A 19,387-nucleotide genomic window follows, 5' to 3' on the forward strand; every position below is an offset into this window, starting at 1 on the left:
TGTGATGCTATTTCGTCCCGTAAGGGAAAACGATCTTGACGACATCGTCCGCCTTGCCGCGCGGGCGGGGGTCGGCATGACCTCTTTACCCCATGATGCCGGGCGCCTGGCCGCCCGGATACGCCGCAGCATTGACACCTTCGCCGGCGCGCTACCGCGCGGCCAGCAAGGCTTTCTGTTTGTGCTGGAAGACACCGCGCTGGAGCGGGTGGTGGGGGTCAGCGCCATTGAGGTGGCGGTGGGCCTGGACGAGCCCTTTTACAATTTTCGCATTCAGAAAACGGTCCGCGCCTCGAAAGCGCTGGGAGTCTATAAGCCTCAGGAGCTGCTCAATCTGAGCTATGACCACACCGGTCACAGCGAGCTGTGTACGCTGTTTCTCGACCCCGGGTATCAGCGCAACCGCAACGGTCTGCTGCTCTCCAAGGCGCGGTTTTTGTTTATCGCCGCCTTCCGCGAGTGGTTTTCGCCGCACCTGTTTGCCGAACTGCGCGGCTGCAGCGATGAGCAAGGGCAGTCGCCGTTCTGGGATGCGCTGGGCCATCACTTCTTCGAGATCCCGTTCGCCGATGCCGACCGGCTGACCGGCACCGGCATGAAAACCTTTATTGCCGAGCTGATGCCGGCGTACCCGATCTATATCTCGCTGCTGCCGGAGAATGCCCGTCAGGTCATCGGTCAGGTGCATCCCAACACCGCCCCGGCGCGGGCGATCCTCGAGAAAGAGGGGTTCAGCTGGCGCGGCTCGGTGGATATTTTCGATGCCGGTCCGGTGCTGGAGGCGGAGACCGATCAGATCCGCGCCGTGCGCGACTGCCAGTGCCTGCCGGCTCAGCAGCTGACGGGCACGCTGTCGGCGCCGACGCTGGTCGCCAACGGTCAGTTCGACAATTTTCGGGCGCTGCTGGTGGCCCACGAAGAGCAGGTCTCACTGGACGCCGCCGCGCTGGATGCGCTGCAGGTCACTGAAACCGACCGCGTTTACACGGTAACCCTGAACCCAGAGGAAAACAGATCATGGCGGTAAAAGCACAGTTCATAGCCGGGCAGTGGCAGCCGGGCAGCGGCGCTACGATGAGTAAACTGGCCCCGGAGGATCAATCTCTGCTGTGGCAGGCGGCCAGCGCGGGGGCCGACGACGTCCAGGCGGCCTGCGCCGCGGCGCGGGCGGCGTTTTATCCCTGGTCGCACCGCCCGCTGGCCGAGCGTATTGACGTCGTCCAGCGTTTCGCCGCGCTGCTGGAGATGCACAAAGAGGCGCTGGCGACCCTGATTTCCCGGGAGACCAGCAAGCCGCTGTGGGAGACCCGCACCGAAGTGCAGGCGATGATCGGCAAAGCCGCCATCTCCGTCGAGGCCTATCACCAGCGGACAGGATTTCACGAGTCGACCCTGCCGGACGGTAAAGCGCAGCTGCGCCACAAGCCGCACGGCGTGATGGCGGTCTTCGGTCCCTACAACTTCCCGGGCCATCTGCCCAACGGGCATATCATTCCGGCGCTGATCGCCGGTAACACCGTGGTGTTTAAACCCAGCGAGCTGACGCCGGCCACTGCGGAATTGACGGTCCAGCTGTGGCAGCAGGCGGGCGTCCCCGACGGGGTGATTAACCTGCTGCAGGGCGGGAAAGCCACCGGCCAGGCGCTGCTGGAAAACCGCGATATCGACGGCGTGCTGTTCACCGGCAGCGCGGCGGCGGGTTTCCACTTCCATCGCTACTTCGGCGGTCAGCCGGAGAAGATGCTGGCCCTCGAGATGGGCGGCAACAACGCGCTGATCGTGGCCGACGTGGCCGATGTCGATGCGGCGCTGCATGTGATTATCCAGTCGGCGTTTATCTCCGCCGGACAGCGCTGCACCTGCGCGCGCCGGCTGATCGTTCAGCGCGGCGAGCAGGGGGATGCGCTGCTGCGGCGACTGGTGGAGGCCAGCGCGCAGATCCGCGCCGGGAAATGGGATGACCAGCCGGCGCCGTTTATGGGCGGGGTGATTTCCCTTGAGGCGGCGCAGAACATGCTGGCGGCGCAGCAGAAACTGGAGGCGCTCGGCGGCAAGGTGCTGCTGCGTATGCGCCAGCCTGACCCGCACTCCACGGTGCTGACCCCGGGGATCGTCGACGTCACCGGTATCGAGGTGCCGGATGAAGAGTACTTTGGTCCGCTGCTGACGGTTATCCGTTACGACGACTTCCCGGAGGCGATTCGCCTCGCCAACCAGACTCGCTATGGCCTGGCCGTGGGGCTGATCTCCCGCAATGCGGCGCAGTTTGACCAGCTGGCGGACGAGGCGCGAGCCGGGATCGTCAACTGGAACAAGCCGCTGACCGGCGCTTCCAGTAAAGCGCCGTTTGGCGGGGTGGGCGCCTCCGGCAACCACCGGGCGGCAGCGTGGTACGCCGCCGATTACTGTGCCTGGCCGATGGCCTCTCTGGTCAGCGACACGCTGACGCTTCCGGCGAACGTATCGCCGGGCCTGCCATTCTGATAACGGATCCTGTGAGGACATATGTCTGGTTTTGAAGCTAACTTTGATGGCCTGGTCGGCCCGACGCACCACTACGCCGGACTCTCCGTCGGCAATGAAGCCTCGCAAAATAACCGCGATGGTCTCTCTAACCCGAAAAAGGCCGCGCTGCAGGGGCTGTATAAAATGAAAGCCCTGGCCGATCGCGGATTCGTGCAGGGGATCCTGCCGCCGCAGCCGCGGCCGAACCTGCGCCTGCTGCGCGACCTGGGATTCGAGGGCAGCGATGAGCAGGTCATCCGCCAGGCGGCCCAGGCGGCGCCGCAGCTGCTCTCCGCCTTCAGCTCCGCCTCGTCGATGTGGACCGCCAACGCGGCGACCGTTTCGCCGTCGGCGGACAGCGCCGATGGCAAAGTCCATTTCACTGTCGCCAACCTGAACAATAAGCTGCACCGCATGCAGGAGGCGCCCACCACCTCGGCGATCCTGCGCGCCACCTTCGCCGATCCGCGCTTCTTCGCTCACCACGCGGCGCTGCCGCAGCATGGCGACCTCGGCGACGAAGGGGCGGCCAACCATAACCGCTTCTGCCGGGAGTACGATCGTCAGGGCGTGCAGCTGTTTGTCTACGGTCGACGCGCCAGCGGCGGCATCGCCCCGGTGAAGTATCCGGCGCGGCAGACCCTGGAGGCCAGCGAAGCGGTGGCCCGTCTGCACCAGCTGGATCCGCGCTATACGGTGTTTGCCCAGCAGGCGCCGCAGGCTATCGATCGCGGCGTGTTTCATAACGACGTTATCGCGGTCAGCAATCGCCATGTGCTGTTCCACCATCAGCAGGCGTTTGTCGATCAGTCGACAGTATTGGCGACGCTGCGGGCAAAAAGCGACCGTCTCGATATCCCTTTTACCAGTGTGGAAGTGCCGGACGAGAGGGTGTCGCTCGATGACGCCGTGGCCTCCTATCTGTTCAACAGCCAACTGCTGAGCAAACCCGACGGCAAGATGCTGATCGTGGTGCCAGAGGAGTGCCGGCAGCGGGAAAACGTCTGGCGCTACCTGGGCGACCTGGCGGCTGACAGCGCCTCGCCGATCGATGAAGTGGCGGTTTTTGACCTGCGGGAAAGCATGCGCAACGGCGGCGGCCCGGCCTGCCTGCGGCTGCGGGTGGTGCTCAACGAGGCGGAGCGCGACGCGGTCAACGCCCACAGCCTGATGAACGACGAGCGTTACCAGCAGCTGACGGCGTGGGTGGAAAAACACTACCGTGACCGGCTGCACGCCCGCGATCTGGCGGACCCGCAGCTGCTGCGCGAGGTTTATCAGGCGCTGGATGAGCTGACGCAGATCCTGCGTCTGGGCCCTGTCTATGATTTTCAGCGTTAAGGAGCGGCAGATGGAGCATCTGGTTAACGATTTACTGCACTGCCGCCTGCAGGAGTGGACCTTTCCGGCGGACATCGAGGCCCGCTGGCTGGGCGAGGGCATCCTGCAGCTGCTGCCGTCCACGCCGTGGCGTCAGGCGACGATCCTCTCCGCTGGCGTTCATGGCAATGAGACCGCGCCGACCGAGCTGCTGCTGCAGCTGACCCACGATCTGAGCCAGGGGCGGCAGCCGCTCACCCAGGCGCTGCTGATCGTCTTTGGTAACCTGCCGGCGATCCGCGCCGCGCGTCGCTATCTGCACAACGACCTCAATCGCCTGTTCGGCGGCCGCCATCTGGCGGTCTCCCCGGGCAATGAGTCGCGGCGGGCTTTTGCCCTCGAGCAGGCGGTGCAAGCCTTCTATCGCGCCGCCGATGCGGCGGGGCCGGTCAGCCGCAGCCATCTCGATATGCATACCGCCATTCGCGGGTCGCTGTATCGCCAGTTTGCGCTGCTCCCGGCCCACGCGGAGGATTTTTCGCCCGGCTTCTACCAGCTGCTGCAGACCAGCGGGATGGACGCCATCGTGCGCCATACCGAAGCGGGCGGCACCTTCACTCATTTCACCTGCGAAAAGTTCGCCGCGCAAAGCGCCACCCTTGAGCTGGGAAAAGTGATGCCGTTCGGCGCCAACGATCTCAGCCTGTTCGCCGCCGCCGACGCGGCGATCCGGGCCTGGATTTCTGACGCGCCGCTGCCCCCGCGCGACAAAGCGCCGGTGGATTACTTCCTGGTCGAGGAGAGCATCATCAAGCGCGAAGGGGAATTTACGCTCAATCTGGCGGCCAACGTCGAGAACTTCACCGCGCTCCCGGCAGGGTATGAGATCGCCCGCCAGGCAGAGAAACGGTGGGTGGTGCAGGCCCGGGCCCCCTATATCCTCTTTCCCAATGCCGCGGTCGCCACCGGCCAGCGCGCCGGGCTGCTGCTCCGCGCCGCGGCGCTTCGCCTCCCGCAACCAGCCTGAGGAAACACCATGACTGAACATCAACATCAGGCGCCATCTGCCGCCGGAGGTGAAGGCGCGTCACAGCTTAAGCGCGGGCTTGGCGCCCGCCATATCCAGATGATCGCCCTCGGCGGCGCCATCGGCACCGGGCTGTTTATGGGGGCGGGGCGTAACATCGCCGTCGCCGGCACCTCGATTCTGGTTATCTATGTGCTGGTCGGGTTCTTTACCTATATGGTGATGCGGGCGATGGGGGAGCTGCTGCTCACCCGCCATGACTACCGCTCTTTTGCCGACTTTGTCGGCGAGTATCTCGGACCGCAGGCCAGCTTTTATCTCGGCTGGACCTACTGGCTGAGCTGGGTGGTGACCTGTATCGCCGACGTGGTGGTGTGCGGGAGCTATATGCAGTACTGGTTCCCCGAGCTGTCGGCGTGGATGCCGGCCCTCAGCATGCTGGCTATCCTGTTTCTGCTCAACCTGCTGTCGGTGAAAATGTTTGGCGAGGCGGAGTTCTGGTTCGCCCTGATCAAGGTGATCACCATTATCGCCCTGATCGCCACCGGCGGCTGGATGATTGCCACCGGCTGGACCTCTCCGGACGGCGTGACGGCTTCTCTGAGCCATCTCACCGACCCGACGGCCTTTATGCCTCACGGTATCACCGGCTTTTTCGCCGGCTTCCAGATAGCGATCTTCTCCTTTACCGGCATCGAACTGCTGGGGACGATGACGGCGGAGACCCGCGATCCACAGCGAATTTTGCCCAAGGCGATCAATGCCCTGCCGCTGCGGATTATCATCTTCTATCTGCTGTCGATGGTGGTGATCATCGCTGTCGCCTCCTGGCCGGGAGTGTCGGCGGAGACCAGCCCCTTCGTAACGCTGTTTGCCAAAGCCGGGCTGCCCGCGGCGGCGGCGGTGATTAACTTCGTGGCGCTGACCTCGGCGATGTCCTCGGCCAACAGCGGGGTCTTCTCCAGCACCCGCATGCTGTACGGCCTGTCGGTGGAGAAGCATGCGCACTGGCAGTTCCGTATTCTGTCGCGCAGCACCCGTATCCCGGTGCGCAGCCTGCTGTTTTCCTGCTTCTGTATGCTGATCGGTACGCTGCTGCTGTTCCTGGTGCCGAATGTGATGACCCTGTTTACCATCGTCTCGACCCTGGCGGCGATTATGGTGGTGTTCAGCTGGGGGATGATCCTCGTGGCGTATCTGGTTTATCGCCGTCAGCGTCCGGACCTGCACGCCGGTTCGATCTTTAAGATGCCCTTTGGCGTGGCGATGAGCTGGGTGAGCCTGCTGTTCTTCGCGTTCGCCATCTTCATCATGATCTTTGACCCGGACACGCTGCTGGCGCTGCTGGCTTCTCCGCTGTGGTTTATCGCGCTGTGGGCCTTCTGGAAGCTGAAGCAGCGGCGCGAGGGGCAGCTTCAGCTGGACAATCAGAGCGCCTGACACCCGCCGGCCCTGGCGGCCGGCTACAACTCGTCTTAGCCGTTGTTCTCGTTTGTCTGCCCGGTGGCGGCTGGCGCCTTACCGGGCCTACTGTCTTACTGAGCCTGGGATGAGCGGTTTCCCCCGCGGCGTGATCCCCCCTGTAGGCCCGCGCAAGCGCAGCGCCGCCGGGCGGGATAGTCGGCTTCGCAGCAGCTTTACTGCCCGGTGGCGGCTGGCGCCTTACCGGGCCTACTGTCTTACTGAGCCTGGGATGAGCGGTTTCCCACGTGGCGCGATCTCCCTGTAGGCCCGCGCAAGCGCAGCGCCGCCGGGCAGGATGGTCGACCCGGACCGGCTGCGGTTAGGCGCTTTCCGCCCGGGGGCGCGCCGCGCCTGGGACGGATTTCATCCGGCTGGCGCAGAATATCGCCAGCAGCGAAATCGCCACCGTAACGCCCAGGTAGATGGCCACCGGTCGCCAGTCACCATCGTATTTCGCCAGCAGACCGGTGGCGATAAGCGGCGCGGTGCCCCCGGCCAGCGCGGCGCCCAGCTGGTAACCCAGGGTGATCCCGGTGTAGCGCACATTGGCGCTGAAAATCTCTGAGCACAGGGTACCCAGCACCGCGGTCACCGGCGCCCACAGGATGCCGAAGGCAACGATCGTCGCCAGCATAATGCCCCAGCTGGTGCCGGTGTCGAGCAGCAGGAACCACGGAACGATAAACAGCCCCAGCAGCACCACGCTCAGGGTGTACATCTTTTGCCGGCCCACCTTGTCGGACAGCAGCCCCATCAGCGGGATCATCACGGTGGCCACCAGCGCGCCCAGGGTGACGGATTCCAGCGCCTGCGACTTCTGATAGCTCAGGGTGGTAGTGGCGTAGCTGACCACAAAGGTAGAGAAGATATAGAAGGGGGCGGTCTCCACCACTTTCAGACCCGCGGCGATCAGCACCTCCCGCCAGTGGTGTTTGAGCGTCACGCGCAGCGGAGCCTTCGCCACCTGGCCAGACTGTTTCACCTGCTTAAAGGCGGGCGTTTCGTCGATATCTTTGCGGATCCACAGGCCGAGGAAAACGAGGACGGAGCTGAGCAGGAACGGAATGCGCCAGCCCCAGGCAAGAAACTGCGCCTCATCGAACAGGGTCATCAGCGAGACGATAAAGGTCGCCATCAGCATGCCGATGGTCACGCCGGCCTGAGGAATACTGCCGAAAAAGCCTTTCCGCTTTTCCGGGGCGTATTCGTAGGCCAGCAGCAGCGCGCCGCCCCATTCGCCGCCGATACCCATGCCCTGAATAATGCGCAGGGTAATCAGCAGGGCGGGCGCCCACAGGCCCACCATTTCGTAGGTGGGCAGCAGGCCAATGGCCACCGTGGCGCTGCCCATCAGCGACAGGGTCAGCACCAGCGTCTTCTTGCGACCGATGCGATCGCCGATGTGGGCGAAAATGACCCCGCCGATGGGGCGGATAAAAAAGGTGAGCGAAAAGGAGAGCCAGGAGAGGATCAGACCGATGACCGGGTCGACCATCGGAAAGAAGATTTTGTTGAACACCAGCGCGGCGGCGGTGCCATAGAGAAAATAATCGAACCATTCGATGGCGCTGCCGGTCAGGCTCGCGATCAGGACTTTCTTGTTTTTCTGCAAAATGGATGCAGTGTTGCTTTCTGGATTGCTCATTACGAAACGTTCTCCCGCCACGGTAAAAGGTCAGGTGTCACTCTGTGCGTGCAGGGTGCAACCTGATGTGAAAAAGGTTGTGTAATTGTTAAGCAACTTAGAGTTGATGGATACAATTGGCAAGTTATCCCTTGGCAACGCGGGCGAGAAAACGCGCTTTTGTCTGGTGTAACTGCGAGGTAAATTTTTATTTTCGACCTGTTTTTGCTGTTTTTTGTTATTTTCATGGTCAGTTATTCAGGTGCAACCCGCGTGTTTTTAGATGTTTCTTGTTATTTCAAAATGGTTACAAATCGACGTCGCTTTGCGCCCCGGCAGGCGGCGTTTATGATGGCCGGACTATCCTCTCTGCGCGGCTGAGAGGTGATTAAGGAGATCAGAATGGCAGAACAATTTCCCCCGCTGTCGGCGACGACGCTGGCGGCGGCTAACCTGACTGGCGGCTGGCTGGCGCAGAACGATCTGGCGACGCTGACCGCGCCGCCGGCAGTGGATGTGGTGGTGCTGGCTGGCAATGCCGTGATCCCCACCATCGACGCCGCCTGCCGGCTGGCGAAGGAGCAGGAGGTTCCGCTGCTGATCAGCGGCGGCATAGGACACTCCACCGGTTTTCTGTATGAGGCGGTGCGCGAGGATCCCCGCTACCGTTCGCTCGCGGTGGAGGGCCGCCCGGAAGCGCATATTCTGGCGGATATTGCGCATGACTTCTGGCACATTCCTCGCCCGCGGCTGGTGGTGGAGGATCGGTCGACTAACTGCGGGGAAAACGCGCGCTTTACCCGCACAATGCTGGAGAGCCGGGGGATCCCCCATCGTCGCGGGATCGTCATTCAGGACCCCACCATGCAGCGGCGGACGATGGCCACCTTCGCCCGCGTCTGGCAGGGGGCGACGACGCCGCCGCAGTGGCTGAGCTTTCCCGGCTGCTCGCCGGTGCTGGAGCAGACCGACGGCCAGCTGGGGTTCGCGGGCGGCGGGGCGGGGCTGTGGCCGGTGACCCGCTACCTCGCGCTGCTGCTGGGCGAGCTGCCGCGCCTGCAGGATTCCCCTGAAGGGTACGGTCCGCGGGGGAAAGACTTTATCAGCCACGTGACCTTCCCGCCGGCGATCCTCGACGCCTGGCGACAGCTGCGGGAGGATGACCGGCTTGCCGGGGCGCTGCAGGCCCGCCTCCTCGGCTGAAAAATGCCCGTTTGCGGCAGATTTATCGCAAACGGGCAATTTGTGTTATTGAAATGTAACCTCAACCGGGCATTTTTGGCCCGGTTTTATGAATCAGCTCACAGAAATGCGCCAACGTGCTGCGAAGCCACGGCTTATCCGCCCGATATTTAACAAAAAAATCACTTGTTAAATACAAATGCACCACAGGAGCAGCCATGACAGCACCCGTTCAACACCCAATGTATATTGATGGCCAGTTCGTAACCGGTCGCGGCGACGGCTGGATCGACGTGCTTAACCCGGCGACTGAAGCGCTGCTGTCGCGGATCCCGGACGGGACCGCGGAAGAGGCGCGGCTGGCGATTGACGCCGCAGAGCGCGCCCAGCCGGCCTGGGAGGCGCTACCGGCCATTGAGCGCGCGGGCTGGCTGCGCAAAATTGCCGCCGGCATTCGTCAGCGTGCCGACGACATCGCCGGGCTGATCGTCGCTGAAGGGGGCAAGATCCAGCAGCTGGCGGCGGTGGAGGTTGCGTTTACCGCCGACTATCTCGACTACATGGCCGAATGGGCACGGCGGTATGAAGGGGAGATCGTGCAGAGCGACCGTCCCGGGGAGAATATCCTCGTCTTCAAACGCGCGCTGGGGGTGACCACCGGGATCCTGCCGTGGAACTTCCCGTTCTTTCTTATCGCCCGTAAGCTGGCGCCGGCGCTGATCACCGGCAACACTATCGTCATTAAGCCCAGCGAATTCACGCCCAACAACGCCATCGCTTTCGCCGAGATCGTCCATCAGGTTGGGCTGCCGAAAGGGGTCTTTAACCTGGTGCTCGGCCGTGGGGAAACCGTCGGCCAGGAGCTGGCCGGCAATCCGAAGGTGGCGATGGTCAGCATGACCGGCAGCGTAGCGGCGGGGGAGAAAATCATGGCCGCCGCGGCGAAAAATATCACCAAAGTGTGCCTCGAGCTCGGCGGCAAAGCGCCGGCCATCGTCATGGAAGATGCGGATCTGGAGCTGGCGGTGAAGGCGGTGGTGGACTCGCGGGTGATCAATACCGGGCAGGTGTGCAACTGCGTCGAGCGGGTCTATGTTCAGCAGGGGATTTACGATCGCTTCGTCAACCGCCTCGGCGAGGCGATGAAGGCTGTGCAGTTTGGCGACCCGGCGGCGCGCGATGACATCGCCATGGGGCCGCTGATTAACGCCGCCGCGCGGGATCAGGTGGCGCGCAAAGTGGCAAAGGCGGTGGCGCAGGGGGCACGTGTCGCGCTGGGCGGTCAGCCGCAGGAGGGGAAAGGCTATTTTTATCCGCCGACCCTGCTGCTGGATGTGCGTCAGGAGATGGATATTATCCATGAGGAAACCTTCGGGCCGGTGCTGCCGGTGGTGGCGTTTTCGACGCTCGATGAAGCGCTGGCGATGGCCAATGACAGCGATTATGGCCTGACCTCTTCGATCTACACCCGCGATCTTAATGTGGCGATGAAGGCGATTAAGGGGCTGAAATTCGGCGAAACCTATATCAACCGCGAGAACTTTGAGGCGATGCAGGGATTCCACGCCGGCTGGCGTAAATCGGGGATCGGCGGCGCAGATGGCCGCCATGGCCTGAATGAGTACCTGCAGACTCAGGTGGTCTATCTGCAGGCCTGAGGCTCAATGCAGAATCGGCGGGCAGCGCAGGCTGTCCGCCGTTCACTTAGCGGGCAAATTTCTCCAGCACGCGGATCAGCTGGGTGACAAAGCCGTATTCGTTATCGTACCAGGCGACGGTTTTCACCAGCTGTACGCCGCCGGCCTCCACAATCTCCAGCTGGGTGGCATCGTAGATTGAACCGAAATGGCTGCCGATGATATCGGAAGAGACAATCTCTTCTTCGGTGTAGCCAAAGGATTCATTGCCCTCTGCCGCCTGCTTCATCGCCTGATTGACCTCATCCGCGGTCACTTTTTTCTCCAGCACCGACACCAGCTCCGTCACTGAGCCGGTTTTGGTCGGTACGCGCTGGGCATGGCCTTTCAGCTTCCCGCTCAGGGCGGGGATCACCAGGCCGATAGCCTTGGCCGCGCCGGTAGTGTGCGGGATGACGTTTTCCGCCGCCGCCCTGGAGGCGCGCAGATCTTTACCGCGCGGCCCGTCCACCAGCGACTGGGTGCCGGTATAGGCGTGGATAGTGGTCATGGTGCCTACGGTGATGCCGAAGGCATCCTGCAGGACTTTGGCCATCGGCGCCAGGCAGTTGGTGGTGCAGGAGGCGACGGAGATGATGGTGTCATCCGGCGTCAGGGTGTCATCGTTGACGTTATAGACGATAGTTTTCATCTCGCCGGCGGGGGCGGAAATCAGCACCTTGCGCGCGCCGGCCTGGAGATGGGCCTGCGATTTCTCTGCCGAGGTGTAGAACCCGGTACACTCCACAATCACTTCCGCGCCCGCCGCCTGCCACGGAATATGCTGCGCCTCTTTTTCGGCATACACGGTGATGGTCTTACCGTTGACGATCAGCGCATCTTCCGTGAAGTCGACGCTCCACGGGAAGGGGCCGTAGTTTGAATCATGCTTTAGCAGGTAGGCCAGTACTTTTGGCGAGGTGAGGTCGTTGATAGCCACCACCTCGAGGCTGCTGTCGACTTCTAATAAACGGCGTAACACCAGACGTCCGATACGACCAAAACCATTAATCCCAAGTTTACTCATGGATATTCTCCGGTTGGTAAAACGACTCGATGTGATAAAACTCCTCCAGGCTTAGTCCTGACTCGCAGCCAGGTCAACTGACAATCTGTGCGGTTCGCTGCCGGGCCCGCAGCATGAGCCAGAAAAGTGGATGTTTTGGCGGACTTTTTTATCCGTGACGGCAGGGAATAATTTTTGTTACCGGAGATGAGGGGCCGCCTGCTGGCGAAGCGGTGAAAAGCGTCTATGCTTAACTATTGAATAACTTAGTAAAATGTTGCCGTTAGATGAAGGGAGAGCTTATGGGATTCTGGAGAATCGTTTTTACTATCATTCTGCCGCCGCTGGGAGTACTGCTGGGGAAAGGTTTCGGCTGGGCGTTTATTCTCAACATTATTCTGACCCTGCTGGGCTATATTCCAGGCCTGATCCACGCCTTCTGGGTGCAGACCCGCGATTAAGGGCTGGCCCCTCAGGCCAGGCTTCCCCCTGGGACCCGCTCAGGGGGGAATCAGGCTCTCTTTATACAGCAGCCTGTTTTCCTTCGACCAGTAGTGGCGAGTCTCCTCCTCCAGGTCGACGCTCCACTTAAACACCCCGGCGCTGGCGAGATCCCTGCAGTACTGTTCAAAGTTGATGGCGCCGGCAAAATGGCGGATGACCGCGGCCGAGGTCAGCCGATGGCTGGGGGCGCTGCGCACGCGCAGCAGGCCGCGGGCGCTTTTTATCGTGATCACCTCGTCGTTGGCCATCACGAAATTCATATTGCCGGTAGAGACAAAGTAGATATAACACGAGACCTGATGCCGACGCAGTTCACTGGCGAAGGTGGCAAAATCGGCATCTGAACGCACTTGCTCAAAAAAATGACCCAGCCTGGCCAGCAGTTCCATTTCTATCCTTATTGTGTTGCGGTGCGCGGCTTTGGCCGGTAGCGGCAGAAACCATTCATGAAGTCACTTATTCGTATTTTAATAATATAGGCGCGTTATATTAAGGGTTATTGGATAACTGGAACATCGTTTCAAGTGTTACAATGTATTGCAATCGTTTGCCTGCACGGCCCCTCTGGTGGTGAGGAAATGGCGTGACGGGAGACGCGGAAACCCATGCCGGCGATGAAGGTCGCCGGCGGGGAAACGGGGTTACTTCTGGATCAGATAGCGAATGGTCGGGCCATCCTGCTGAATATCCAGCACCGTATAGCCATGGTTCCTGGCATCAAGCGGAATGTTATTGATCGACTGCGGACAGTCGCTAATCACTTCGAGGATCTCGCCTTTTTGCAGGGAGGGCATCGCCTCCAGGGTGGCGACCGCCGGATAGGGGCAGGGCTCACCGACCATGTCCAGGCGATAATCAGGGATGATGTTTTTCAAGCGCTCTCCTTCACGGTCCGGACCGCTGCCGACTGGCGGCGGAAGAAATGTCTCTCCCAGGCGATCACCAGCAGCAGGGCGATCAGCAGCAGCAGATAGGTCGCCAGCAGTCCGCCGAAGGGACCAAAAGCGTTCAGCAGGTTGACCTTTTGCCAGTGGGTGGCGAGCGGGGCAGCGATATCGTCCCAGCACCAGGCGAGCAGCGTGGAGCCGATAACGTTGCCCAGCCCCACCCACCAGTAGTGAACCTGGCCTTCCACCGCCCGGTACATCCAGCCGGTTTCACAGCCGCCGGCCAGCACGATGCCAAAGCCAAACAGCAACCCGCCAATCGCCGCGTTGGGACCGGCCCACATGATTTTCGGCGCCATCCCCAGTTGCACATAGCTGAAGATGCCGATGGCGCTCGCCGCCATGCCGAAGATTATCGCCTTCGCCATCACCGTCCGGCCGGTGATCCACATATCGCGAAAGGCGGAGGTGAAGCAGATCTGCGCGCGCTCGATAAGCAGACCGAAGCCGATGCCGAACAGCATCGCCAGGCCGAGCGCAGGGTGGTCTGCGGCGGTGAGCAGGCCCCAGCCGATCATGGCGAAAAAGATCACCATGCCCAGGCGGAAACGGCGGCGCGCCTGCTGCGGTTTTTGGGTTAACGGCGAAGCAGCGGATACCTTTTGCATTTTTACCGGTATGCGAAAAAGAGGCAGCAGGGTGAAGCGAGCGCCAAACCAGGAGCCGATGGCGGTGGCGATGGCAAACAGCCAGGCGTGCAGGGAGAACTGCGGAATGCCGGTGAAAAAGGCCGCCAGATTGCAGCCCATCGCCAGCCGCGCGCCGAACCCGGCGATGATACCCCCGGCTACGGCTTGCACAATGCGGATCCGGCTGCGTGGCAAGCGCAATTTGACGTTATTGGCCCACAGCGCCGCGGCCAGGCAGCCGCCGAACATGCCGATGATCATCCTGCCGTCGATGCGGGTCAGCGGCGTCCCGTCGAGATGGATCAGCTGATAATAGCCCCACTGTTCGCTGTGGACCCCCAGCAGCTGCAGCAGCTGGCCACCCCAGCGGGTAAATTCGCCGGTCACCGCCCAGAAGGTGCCGGTGATGCCAAAATAGTAGGTTGAGAGAATGCCCGCGGCGATGACCGCCGGGACGGGGGACCAGAACCGGATAAGCCAGGCCTGTTTGAAGGATTGCCATGTCATAAAAATGCCTCTGAACTCAGAAGGTATTAAAGGTCGATGACCGACCGAAGTGGGCACATAGTATCCGCCTTACCGCCAGCTTTCTCTGTTTTAGATCAAGGCCCTACCCCTGCGTCAGCACCGCCAGCAGCGCCAGCAGCGCGGGCAGCGCCTGAATATAGAGAATTTTGCGGCTGGCGGTCAGCGCGCCGAATACCCCGGCGGCCAGCACGCAGGCGAGGAAAAAGATCACCACCGGCTCGCCGGACTCCCTCAGCCATAGCCCCCACGCCAGGCCGGCGGCCAGGAAACCGTTATACAACCCCTGGTTGGCCGCCAGCACCCGGGTTTCCCGGGCGAAATCGGCGCTGAGGTTAAAGGCCCGGCGCCCGGCGGGCGCTTCCCAGAAAAACATCTCCAGCACCAGGATGGCGAGATGAATAATAGCGACCAGCGCAACGAGGAGAGTGGCTAACACAGCAGTCCTTAATCGATGAGATGAATGTGTCTGCAGTATAGCCGCTGGCGCTCACCAGGCGAGAGGGCGACTGCTATAGTGCATATAGCGTCATGTTTGCCTGCCGCGACGAGCGCCGGTTTATCTGATTGCCCTTTGGTTTAGCTTAGCGGTGATAGTATGCCGGGTTCTTTTTTTACGGGTGTGGCGTAGGTTACTGAATGTTGAATAAATTATGGGTTGTGTTATCCGGGCTGCTGTTGGTTGCCATGCCGTCGGCGCAGGCCGGGGAATTAAATCTCTATTCGATGAATACCGGTTCCTATGTTTATCACATGACCGGCAACCACGGACAATATAACGAGCATTTCAACAACAACTTTTTCTCGGTGGAGCGCAAGTTTTCAGCGGATTCAAAATACAGCGCGCTGGTCGGCACCATGAAAAACAGCTTCGACGATCGCTGTCTGACCCTCGGCGTGCGCCGCGACTGGCTGAAAAACGACACCGGCTGGCTGCTGAAAGGGGTGTATGCCTATACCGGAGAATTTTTCTTTGACGCTTTCAGCCACTGCGGCGACTCAGGCACCTACCGCACCGCCAAAAAAATCACCGGCGTCGGTTTTTCGCCCTATATCTATCATGGTCTGCAGTATAACTTTACCGATTATTTCGGCGTCGAGGGCGGGATTATTCTCCCGGCGATCTTTGTGATGAGTATTCAGTGGAGCTTTCGCTAAGCGCCTGTATCAGGCCGGTAAAGGAGAGGCCACCCTGGGTGGCCTGCTCATGTTGCCCTGGCGGCAGGGATTAATGGAAACCGAGACGGATCAGATCTAACGGACAGAAGCGGCCCTCGCAGCCGTCGATTTCCACGCAGTCCGCCCGACGCAGCTGCTCGGCGGTTTTCCCCTCGCCATGGATCGCTTTAATCACGCCCGTCGTACCGTTACCGGCGATCATGACCATACTGCCGGTGGCAATAGCGTTACGATTACGGTCATAGGTTTTCATGCTCTCCTCCTCAATAAACCAGTGTAAGCAATGATTAAGCGGCCAAATTAATACCGCTTCCTTCCTAAAAAAGTTTTGAGGAATATCAAAATTATTTTAATAATGCCGACATCAGCCGGGCGCGAGAGTCATTCATGGCCGCTACAGGGTTTGCCTGCGCCAGGGGGAAAGCCTCGATCATCCTGCCAGCCATCTGGCAGGCAGGATAGGGTTTGACAACCAGATAATTCACTTTGCCGGCGCATCAGATAAGGCTGCGCAGGGCGGCTATTAGCCCTGCGACACCGCGCTCCAGCTTCTCGCGTGGACAGCCGACATTGAGGCGCAGAAAGCCATTGCCTTCGGGACCATAGGTATACCCCGGCATAATCGCCACCTTCTGCCCGGCGATCAGCGCGTGGTTCGGTCTGCTGCGCGCCGGAAGGCAGAGCGGGGAGGATGGCGTCGACAGCTACTTCGAGCAGCGGGTGGCGCTGGCGGCGTTCGCCGATGTGCCTGAGGCCGCGCTTGACGACCTGCCGCTCACCTGGGTCACCACCCCGGCGCGCGAGATGGGAAAAACGCTGGCGGAGTCGATGCTGCGGCGGCTGGAGGAGGGCGCGGGCGAGACGCGAAATCAGATCATGCCCCCGCGGCTGGTGACGAGAAAATGACGGAGACGGCGCGCGGTGGCCGTCTCCTGAGCCGATAAATTACGGCTGCGGGGCGGCGTCGTCCTGCTGAGGCGCGGCGTCATCCTGCTGCGGCTGGCCCTCCTGCGGCGCGCTGTCCGGTAACGAAGGCGCTTCGAGACCAAACATCGCGGCAAAATCCTCCAGCGGCATTTTCTGGCCGTTCAGCGTCACCTGACCGTTCGCGTACTGCAGGCTGCTGCTGATGGCGTTATCTTCCATGGTGGTGATGCGGAACATCTGGCCCATCGCCGCCAGGCCTTTGACCTGCTGATCGGCGAGTTTGGCGGCGTCGGCTGGCTGGTAGCCTTCCAGACCGGCGATCTTAGTCATAAACTCCGTCGCCATATCCACCGGGATCACCACTTTGCCGTCAAGGGACTGCACCACGCGATCCAGGCTGTCCGCCAGGGTCTGCGGCGGGGCGGTCACCAGGGCCGGATCTTTCAGCAGCACCGAGAGGTTGAGGCTGCTTTCGCCTTTGGCATTGCGCCAGCTCAGCGGTGAGATAGTCACCGACGGATTGCCCTTAAGCAGGATCGGCAGCGCATTGAACAGGGTTTCGGTAAGCGCCTGCTGGTACAGCTCCGGGTTCTGCGCCAGCTCTGGTTTCGCCAGCAGCGCCTGAGACTGCGCGCTGTACTGCTGGCTGAACTGGTGCCACGCCTGACCGTCGACGTTATCCACTTTCAGCGTCAGTTTGCCGCTACCCATATCCTGACCCTGCAGCTTCAGGCTGTTGACGGTGTAGTTCACCTGGCTGTTCACGCCTTTGCCGTCCTTGGTCAGCGTGGAGCCGCCGTCCAGCGCCATGCCTTCAACCAGCGCCAGCTCTTTGCCTTCGACGCTGATGGCCAGTTTATCGAGGGTCATTTTTTGCTGGCCGATACGCTCGTTGAAGCTGGCCAGCTCGGTGGCGCCGTCGGTGGTCAGGTTGACGAAGCGCAGCTGCACCTTCTGGTTATATTCGTTGAGAGCATCGATCTGGCCGCTGCCGGCCTGGCCCTTCAGGCTGATGTTTTTGCCGTCGCGGTCGGCGTCGAGCTGGAACTCGGCGCCGCTGAAGGTGACTTTCTCATCCCCTTTGGCGTAGTCGAGGGCATTGAGAACGATCGCCGACTGGCTGTCGCCGCTGTAGGCGATGCGCGTATCGACGTTAAAGGGGGTATTGCCTTTGGCTATTTCGAACAGCGCCTGGCTGGCGTCGTTTTTCACCAGCGTGGTGTGGACCGAGGCCATCGCCGGGGCCAGATTAAAGGTTTTTAACGAGGCCAGCGGGAAGGGGCCGTGATCGACCACCTCGTCAAGCACCACGCTCTGCCCGGCGGCCAGCCAGCCGTTAGCCTGACCGGCGATCGGCTTCACCACCAGCTGCAGATGGCTGCTGAACAGCCCGCGCTGGTAGTCCTGATAGCTCAGCTCCAGACCTGACTCCGGCGCGCTGCTGCGTAACTGCGCGTTAGCCTGCTGCACCATATCGGCAATCCGGCCTTCCAGCTGTTTGCCGGTGTACCAGGCGCCGCCTGTCCATACCACGCCCAGCGCCACGATGATTCCTGCTGCGACCAGCGATTTTTTCATAGCATTTGTCCATAAATGAAGCCAGGCGGAGAGACCGCCTGGCTGAGTTGTCATAATCAGTAAGCGCGACCTGAAAGGTCTGTCGTTTACTGGAGCTTATTGAACACGCGCGCCACGCGGCCATGGCCGCTGACCTGCACCGGCGATTCATTGGCGGCCACAAAGGCCGATTCGCCCGGCTTGAGGGTCAGGCTCTGGTCGCCTTTGCGCAGCAGGGCTTCGCCGTCGACGCAGAAAACGATCGCCGCGCTCGCCTGGGCCAGATCGCTGGCCTCGGCGGAGAGATCGTGCAGCGAGAAGGCAAAATCTTCCACCGGGATCGGGAAGTCCAGCTCCGCGCCGTGCCGCTGCGGCTGGGTCAGTAGCTCACCCGCCGGTTTAGCCTCGAACTTGACGTTGGCCACCAGCTCAGGGATATCAATGTACTTCGGCGTCAGGCCGGCGCGCAGCACGTTATCCGAGTTGGCCATCACCTCCAGCGCCACCCCCTGCAGATACGCGTGCGGCGTTTCGGCAAACAGGAACATCGCTTCGCCCGGATTCAGCTTCACCACGTTCAGCAGCAGCGGGGAGAAAAGGCCGCTGTCGTCGGGATAAAATTCGGCGATCAGGCGGATGGTCTGCCACGGTTCGCCCTGTTCGCGGTCCAGCACCTCGCGCAGCGCCTGCAGCGCCTGCGCTTTTTCCTCGCCCTGCATATTCAGCAGGCTGGCAAACAGCTGGCTCAGGCGAGCCGCGTCCGGCTGCTGCAGGAAGGCGCCGATCGCCGGGTGCGCGTTAGCCACCGGCTGCAGCAGGCTGACAATCTCGCTGAACTCGCGAAACGCGTTCATCGCCAGGAACGGGGTCAGGGCGAAGACCAGCTCCGGCTTGTGGTTCGGATCTTTATAGTTACGTTCGGCGGCGAAGAGGGGGATGCCGGCGGCGTTCTCGCGGGCGAAACCCTCTTCGGAGGCCTGCTTGTTAGGATGGACCTGAATGGAGAGGGGCTGCGCGGCGCACAGCACTTTAAACAGGAACGGCAATTCACCGAAGCGTTGCGCCACTTTGTCGCCGAGCAGGGCGGCTTTGTCCGCGTCAATCACTTCGCGCAGCGAACGCGGCTGGCCGTCTGCCGCCAGGATCTGCGAGCTGCTCTTCGGATGCGCCCCCATCCACAGCTCTGCCATCGGCAGGTTGTCCGGGTTGGCGATGCCATACAGTTCAGTTAAGGCGGTGTGGCTTCCCCATGCATAGTTCTGCACGGCGTTAATCAGCTTTTGCATTCTCAATCCCTGTTTCAATCAAAGTAAAA

Annotated in this window: 19 protein-coding genes and 2 pseudogenes; 10 read left to right on the forward strand and 11 right to left on the reverse strand. The window is 61.4% G+C overall.

The features are described from left to right. Nucleotides 1-4 precede the first annotated feature (4 nt). The 5 genes from astA to MKR05_RS02875 are packed head-to-tail and all read left to right on the forward strand — an operon-like array spanning nucleotide 5 to nucleotide 6,292. On the forward strand, nucleotides 5-1,027 hold the full coding sequence (gene astA / locus MKR05_RS02855) for an arginine N-succinyltransferase (RefSeq protein ID WP_023289480.1): 1,023 nt from the start codon (nucleotides 5-7) through the stop codon (nucleotides 1,025-1,027). Next, the gene (gene astD / locus MKR05_RS02860; RefSeq protein WP_226327346.1) at nucleotides 1,018-2,484 is read left to right on the forward strand and encodes a succinylglutamate-semialdehyde dehydrogenase; all 1,467 of its coding nucleotides are present in this window, start codon (nucleotides 1,018-1,020) and stop codon (nucleotides 2,482-2,484) included. The genes astA and astD overlap by 10 nt, the downstream gene beginning before the upstream one ends. Before the next feature lie 21 nt (nucleotides 2,485-2,505). Further along, on the forward strand, nucleotides 2,506-3,846 hold the full coding sequence (gene astB / locus MKR05_RS02865; protein ID WP_032452675.1) for an N-succinylarginine dihydrolase: 1,341 nt from the start codon (nucleotides 2,506-2,508) through the stop codon (nucleotides 3,844-3,846). 10 nt (nucleotides 3,847-3,856) lie between these two features. Beyond that, a complete protein-coding gene (astE, locus tag MKR05_RS02870) occupies nucleotides 3,857-4,852 on the forward strand; it encodes a succinylglutamate desuccinylase (protein WP_238875571.1) in 996 nt (331 codons plus the stop codon). Between the two features lie 9 nt (nucleotides 4,853-4,861). Next, complete coding sequence (locus tag MKR05_RS02875) at nucleotides 4,862-6,292, forward strand: amino acid permease (protein ID WP_032452677.1); 1,431 nt, start codon at nucleotides 4,862-4,864, stop codon at nucleotides 6,290-6,292. A gap of 343 nt (nucleotides 6,293-6,635) precedes the next feature. Here MKR05_RS02875 and MKR05_RS02880 read toward each other — a convergent pair whose 3' ends face one another. Beyond that, nucleotides 6,636-7,961: an MFS transporter gene (locus tag MKR05_RS02880; RefSeq protein ID WP_023289485.1), complete on the reverse strand. Its 1,326-nt coding sequence runs from the start codon at nucleotides 7,959-7,961 to the stop codon at nucleotides 6,636-6,638. A gap of 381 nt (nucleotides 7,962-8,342) precedes the next feature. On the opposite strand from MKR05_RS02880, the gene MKR05_RS02885 reads away from it, so the two are divergent. Next, nucleotides 8,343-9,143, forward strand: coding sequence for a YdcF family protein (locus tag MKR05_RS02885; protein WP_044522681.1), 801 nt, complete (start codon nucleotides 8,343-8,345; stop codon nucleotides 9,141-9,143). A 61-nt stretch (nucleotides 9,144-9,204) separates the two neighbouring features. Here MKR05_RS02885 and MKR05_RS02890 read toward each other — a convergent pair whose 3' ends face one another. Then, entirely contained in the window at nucleotides 9,205-9,342 is a 138-nt protein-coding gene (locus MKR05_RS02890; RefSeq protein WP_044522685.1) for a hypothetical protein, read from the reverse strand. On the opposite strand from MKR05_RS02890, the gene aldA reads away from it, so the two are divergent. Further along, complete coding sequence (gene aldA / locus MKR05_RS02895; protein WP_238875572.1) at nucleotides 9,341-10,780, forward strand: aldehyde dehydrogenase; 1,440 nt, start codon at nucleotides 9,341-9,343, stop codon at nucleotides 10,778-10,780. The two genes, MKR05_RS02890 and aldA, sit on opposite strands and share 2 nt — an antisense overlap. Before the next feature lie 46 nt (nucleotides 10,781-10,826). Here the strand turns inward: aldA and gap are convergent, their stop codons facing one another. Continuing rightward, nucleotides 10,827-11,825 carry a type I glyceraldehyde-3-phosphate dehydrogenase gene (gene gap, locus MKR05_RS02900; protein WP_016160929.1) on the reverse strand — a complete coding sequence of 333 codons (999 nt, stop codon included), beginning with the start codon at nucleotides 11,823-11,825 and terminating at the stop codon, nucleotides 10,827-10,829. 281 nt (nucleotides 11,826-12,106) lie between these two features. Here gap and MKR05_RS02905 point away from each other — a divergent pair, with 281 nt between their 5' ends. Beyond that, nucleotides 12,107-12,265: a YqaE/Pmp3 family membrane protein gene (locus MKR05_RS02905; RefSeq protein ID WP_002903230.1), complete on the forward strand. Its 159-nt coding sequence runs from the start codon at nucleotides 12,107-12,109 to the stop codon at nucleotides 12,263-12,265. A 39-nt stretch (nucleotides 12,266-12,304) separates the two neighbouring features. Here the strand turns inward: MKR05_RS02905 and MKR05_RS02910 are convergent, their stop codons facing one another. The 4 genes from MKR05_RS02910 to MKR05_RS02925 form a co-directional block, all read right to left on the reverse strand. Next, on the reverse strand, nucleotides 12,305-12,697 hold the full coding sequence (locus tag MKR05_RS02910) for a DUF1398 domain-containing protein (protein ID WP_048297421.1): 393 nt from the start codon (nucleotides 12,695-12,697) through the stop codon (nucleotides 12,305-12,307). Between the two features lie 252 nt (nucleotides 12,698-12,949). After that, entirely contained in the window at nucleotides 12,950-13,183 is a 234-nt protein-coding gene (gene yedF, locus MKR05_RS02915; RefSeq protein ID WP_004204092.1) for a sulfurtransferase-like selenium metabolism protein YedF, read from the reverse strand. Next, entirely contained in the window at nucleotides 13,180-14,391 is a 1,212-nt protein-coding gene (gene yedE, locus MKR05_RS02920) for a selenium metabolism membrane protein YedE/FdhT (protein WP_048294706.1), read from the reverse strand. The genes yedF and yedE overlap by 4 nt, the downstream gene beginning before the upstream one ends. 103 nt (nucleotides 14,392-14,494) lie before the next feature. Further along, nucleotides 14,495-14,848, reverse strand: a complete 354-nt coding sequence (locus MKR05_RS02925; RefSeq protein WP_023289490.1) for a DUF1304 domain-containing protein — start codon at nucleotides 14,846-14,848, stop codon at nucleotides 14,495-14,497. A gap of 239 nt (nucleotides 14,849-15,087) precedes the next feature. On the opposite strand from MKR05_RS02925, the gene MKR05_RS02930 reads away from it, so the two are divergent. Beyond that, nucleotides 15,088-15,567, forward strand: a complete 480-nt coding sequence (locus MKR05_RS02930) for a hypothetical protein (protein ID WP_162823501.1) — start codon at nucleotides 15,088-15,090, stop codon at nucleotides 15,565-15,567. 70 nt (nucleotides 15,568-15,637) lie between these two features. Here MKR05_RS02930 and ydfZ read toward each other — a convergent pair whose 3' ends face one another. Both ydfZ and MKR05_RS02940 read right to left on the reverse strand, forming a co-directional pair. After that, nucleotides 15,638-15,841, reverse strand: a complete 204-nt coding sequence (ydfZ, locus tag MKR05_RS02935) for a putative selenium delivery protein YdfZ (protein ID WP_004151566.1) — start codon at nucleotides 15,839-15,841, stop codon at nucleotides 15,638-15,640. Nucleotides 15,842-16,085: 244 nt separating this feature from the next. Beyond that, nucleotides 16,086-16,238: pseudogene (locus MKR05_RS02940) on the reverse strand (transcriptional regulator); the annotation flags it as partial. On the opposite strand from MKR05_RS02940, the pseudogene MKR05_RS02945 reads away from it, so the two are divergent. Further along, a pseudogene (locus MKR05_RS02945) lies at nucleotides 16,228-16,494 on the forward strand (substrate-binding domain-containing protein); the annotation flags it as partial. The pseudogenes MKR05_RS02940 and MKR05_RS02945 overlap by 11 nt on opposite strands. A gap of 39 nt (nucleotides 16,495-16,533) precedes the next feature. Here the strand turns inward: MKR05_RS02945 and MKR05_RS02950 are convergent. Both MKR05_RS02950 and manA read right to left on the reverse strand, forming a co-directional pair. Next, nucleotides 16,534-18,093, reverse strand: coding sequence for a YdgA family protein (locus MKR05_RS02950; protein WP_087824894.1), 1,560 nt, complete (start codon nucleotides 18,091-18,093; stop codon nucleotides 16,534-16,536). Nucleotides 18,094-18,179: 86 nt separating this feature from the next. Further along, on the reverse strand, nucleotides 18,180-19,358 hold the full coding sequence (manA, locus tag MKR05_RS02955) for a mannose-6-phosphate isomerase (RefSeq protein WP_087824893.1): 1,179 nt from the start codon (nucleotides 19,356-19,358) through the stop codon (nucleotides 18,180-18,182). Between the last annotated feature and the right edge of the window lie 29 nt (nucleotides 19,359-19,387).

The organism is Klebsiella sp. K5-204 (genome assembly GCF_030128585.1).
Classification (GTDB): Bacteria; Pseudomonadota; Gammaproteobacteria; order Enterobacterales; family Enterobacteriaceae; genus Klebsiella; species Klebsiella quasipneumoniae.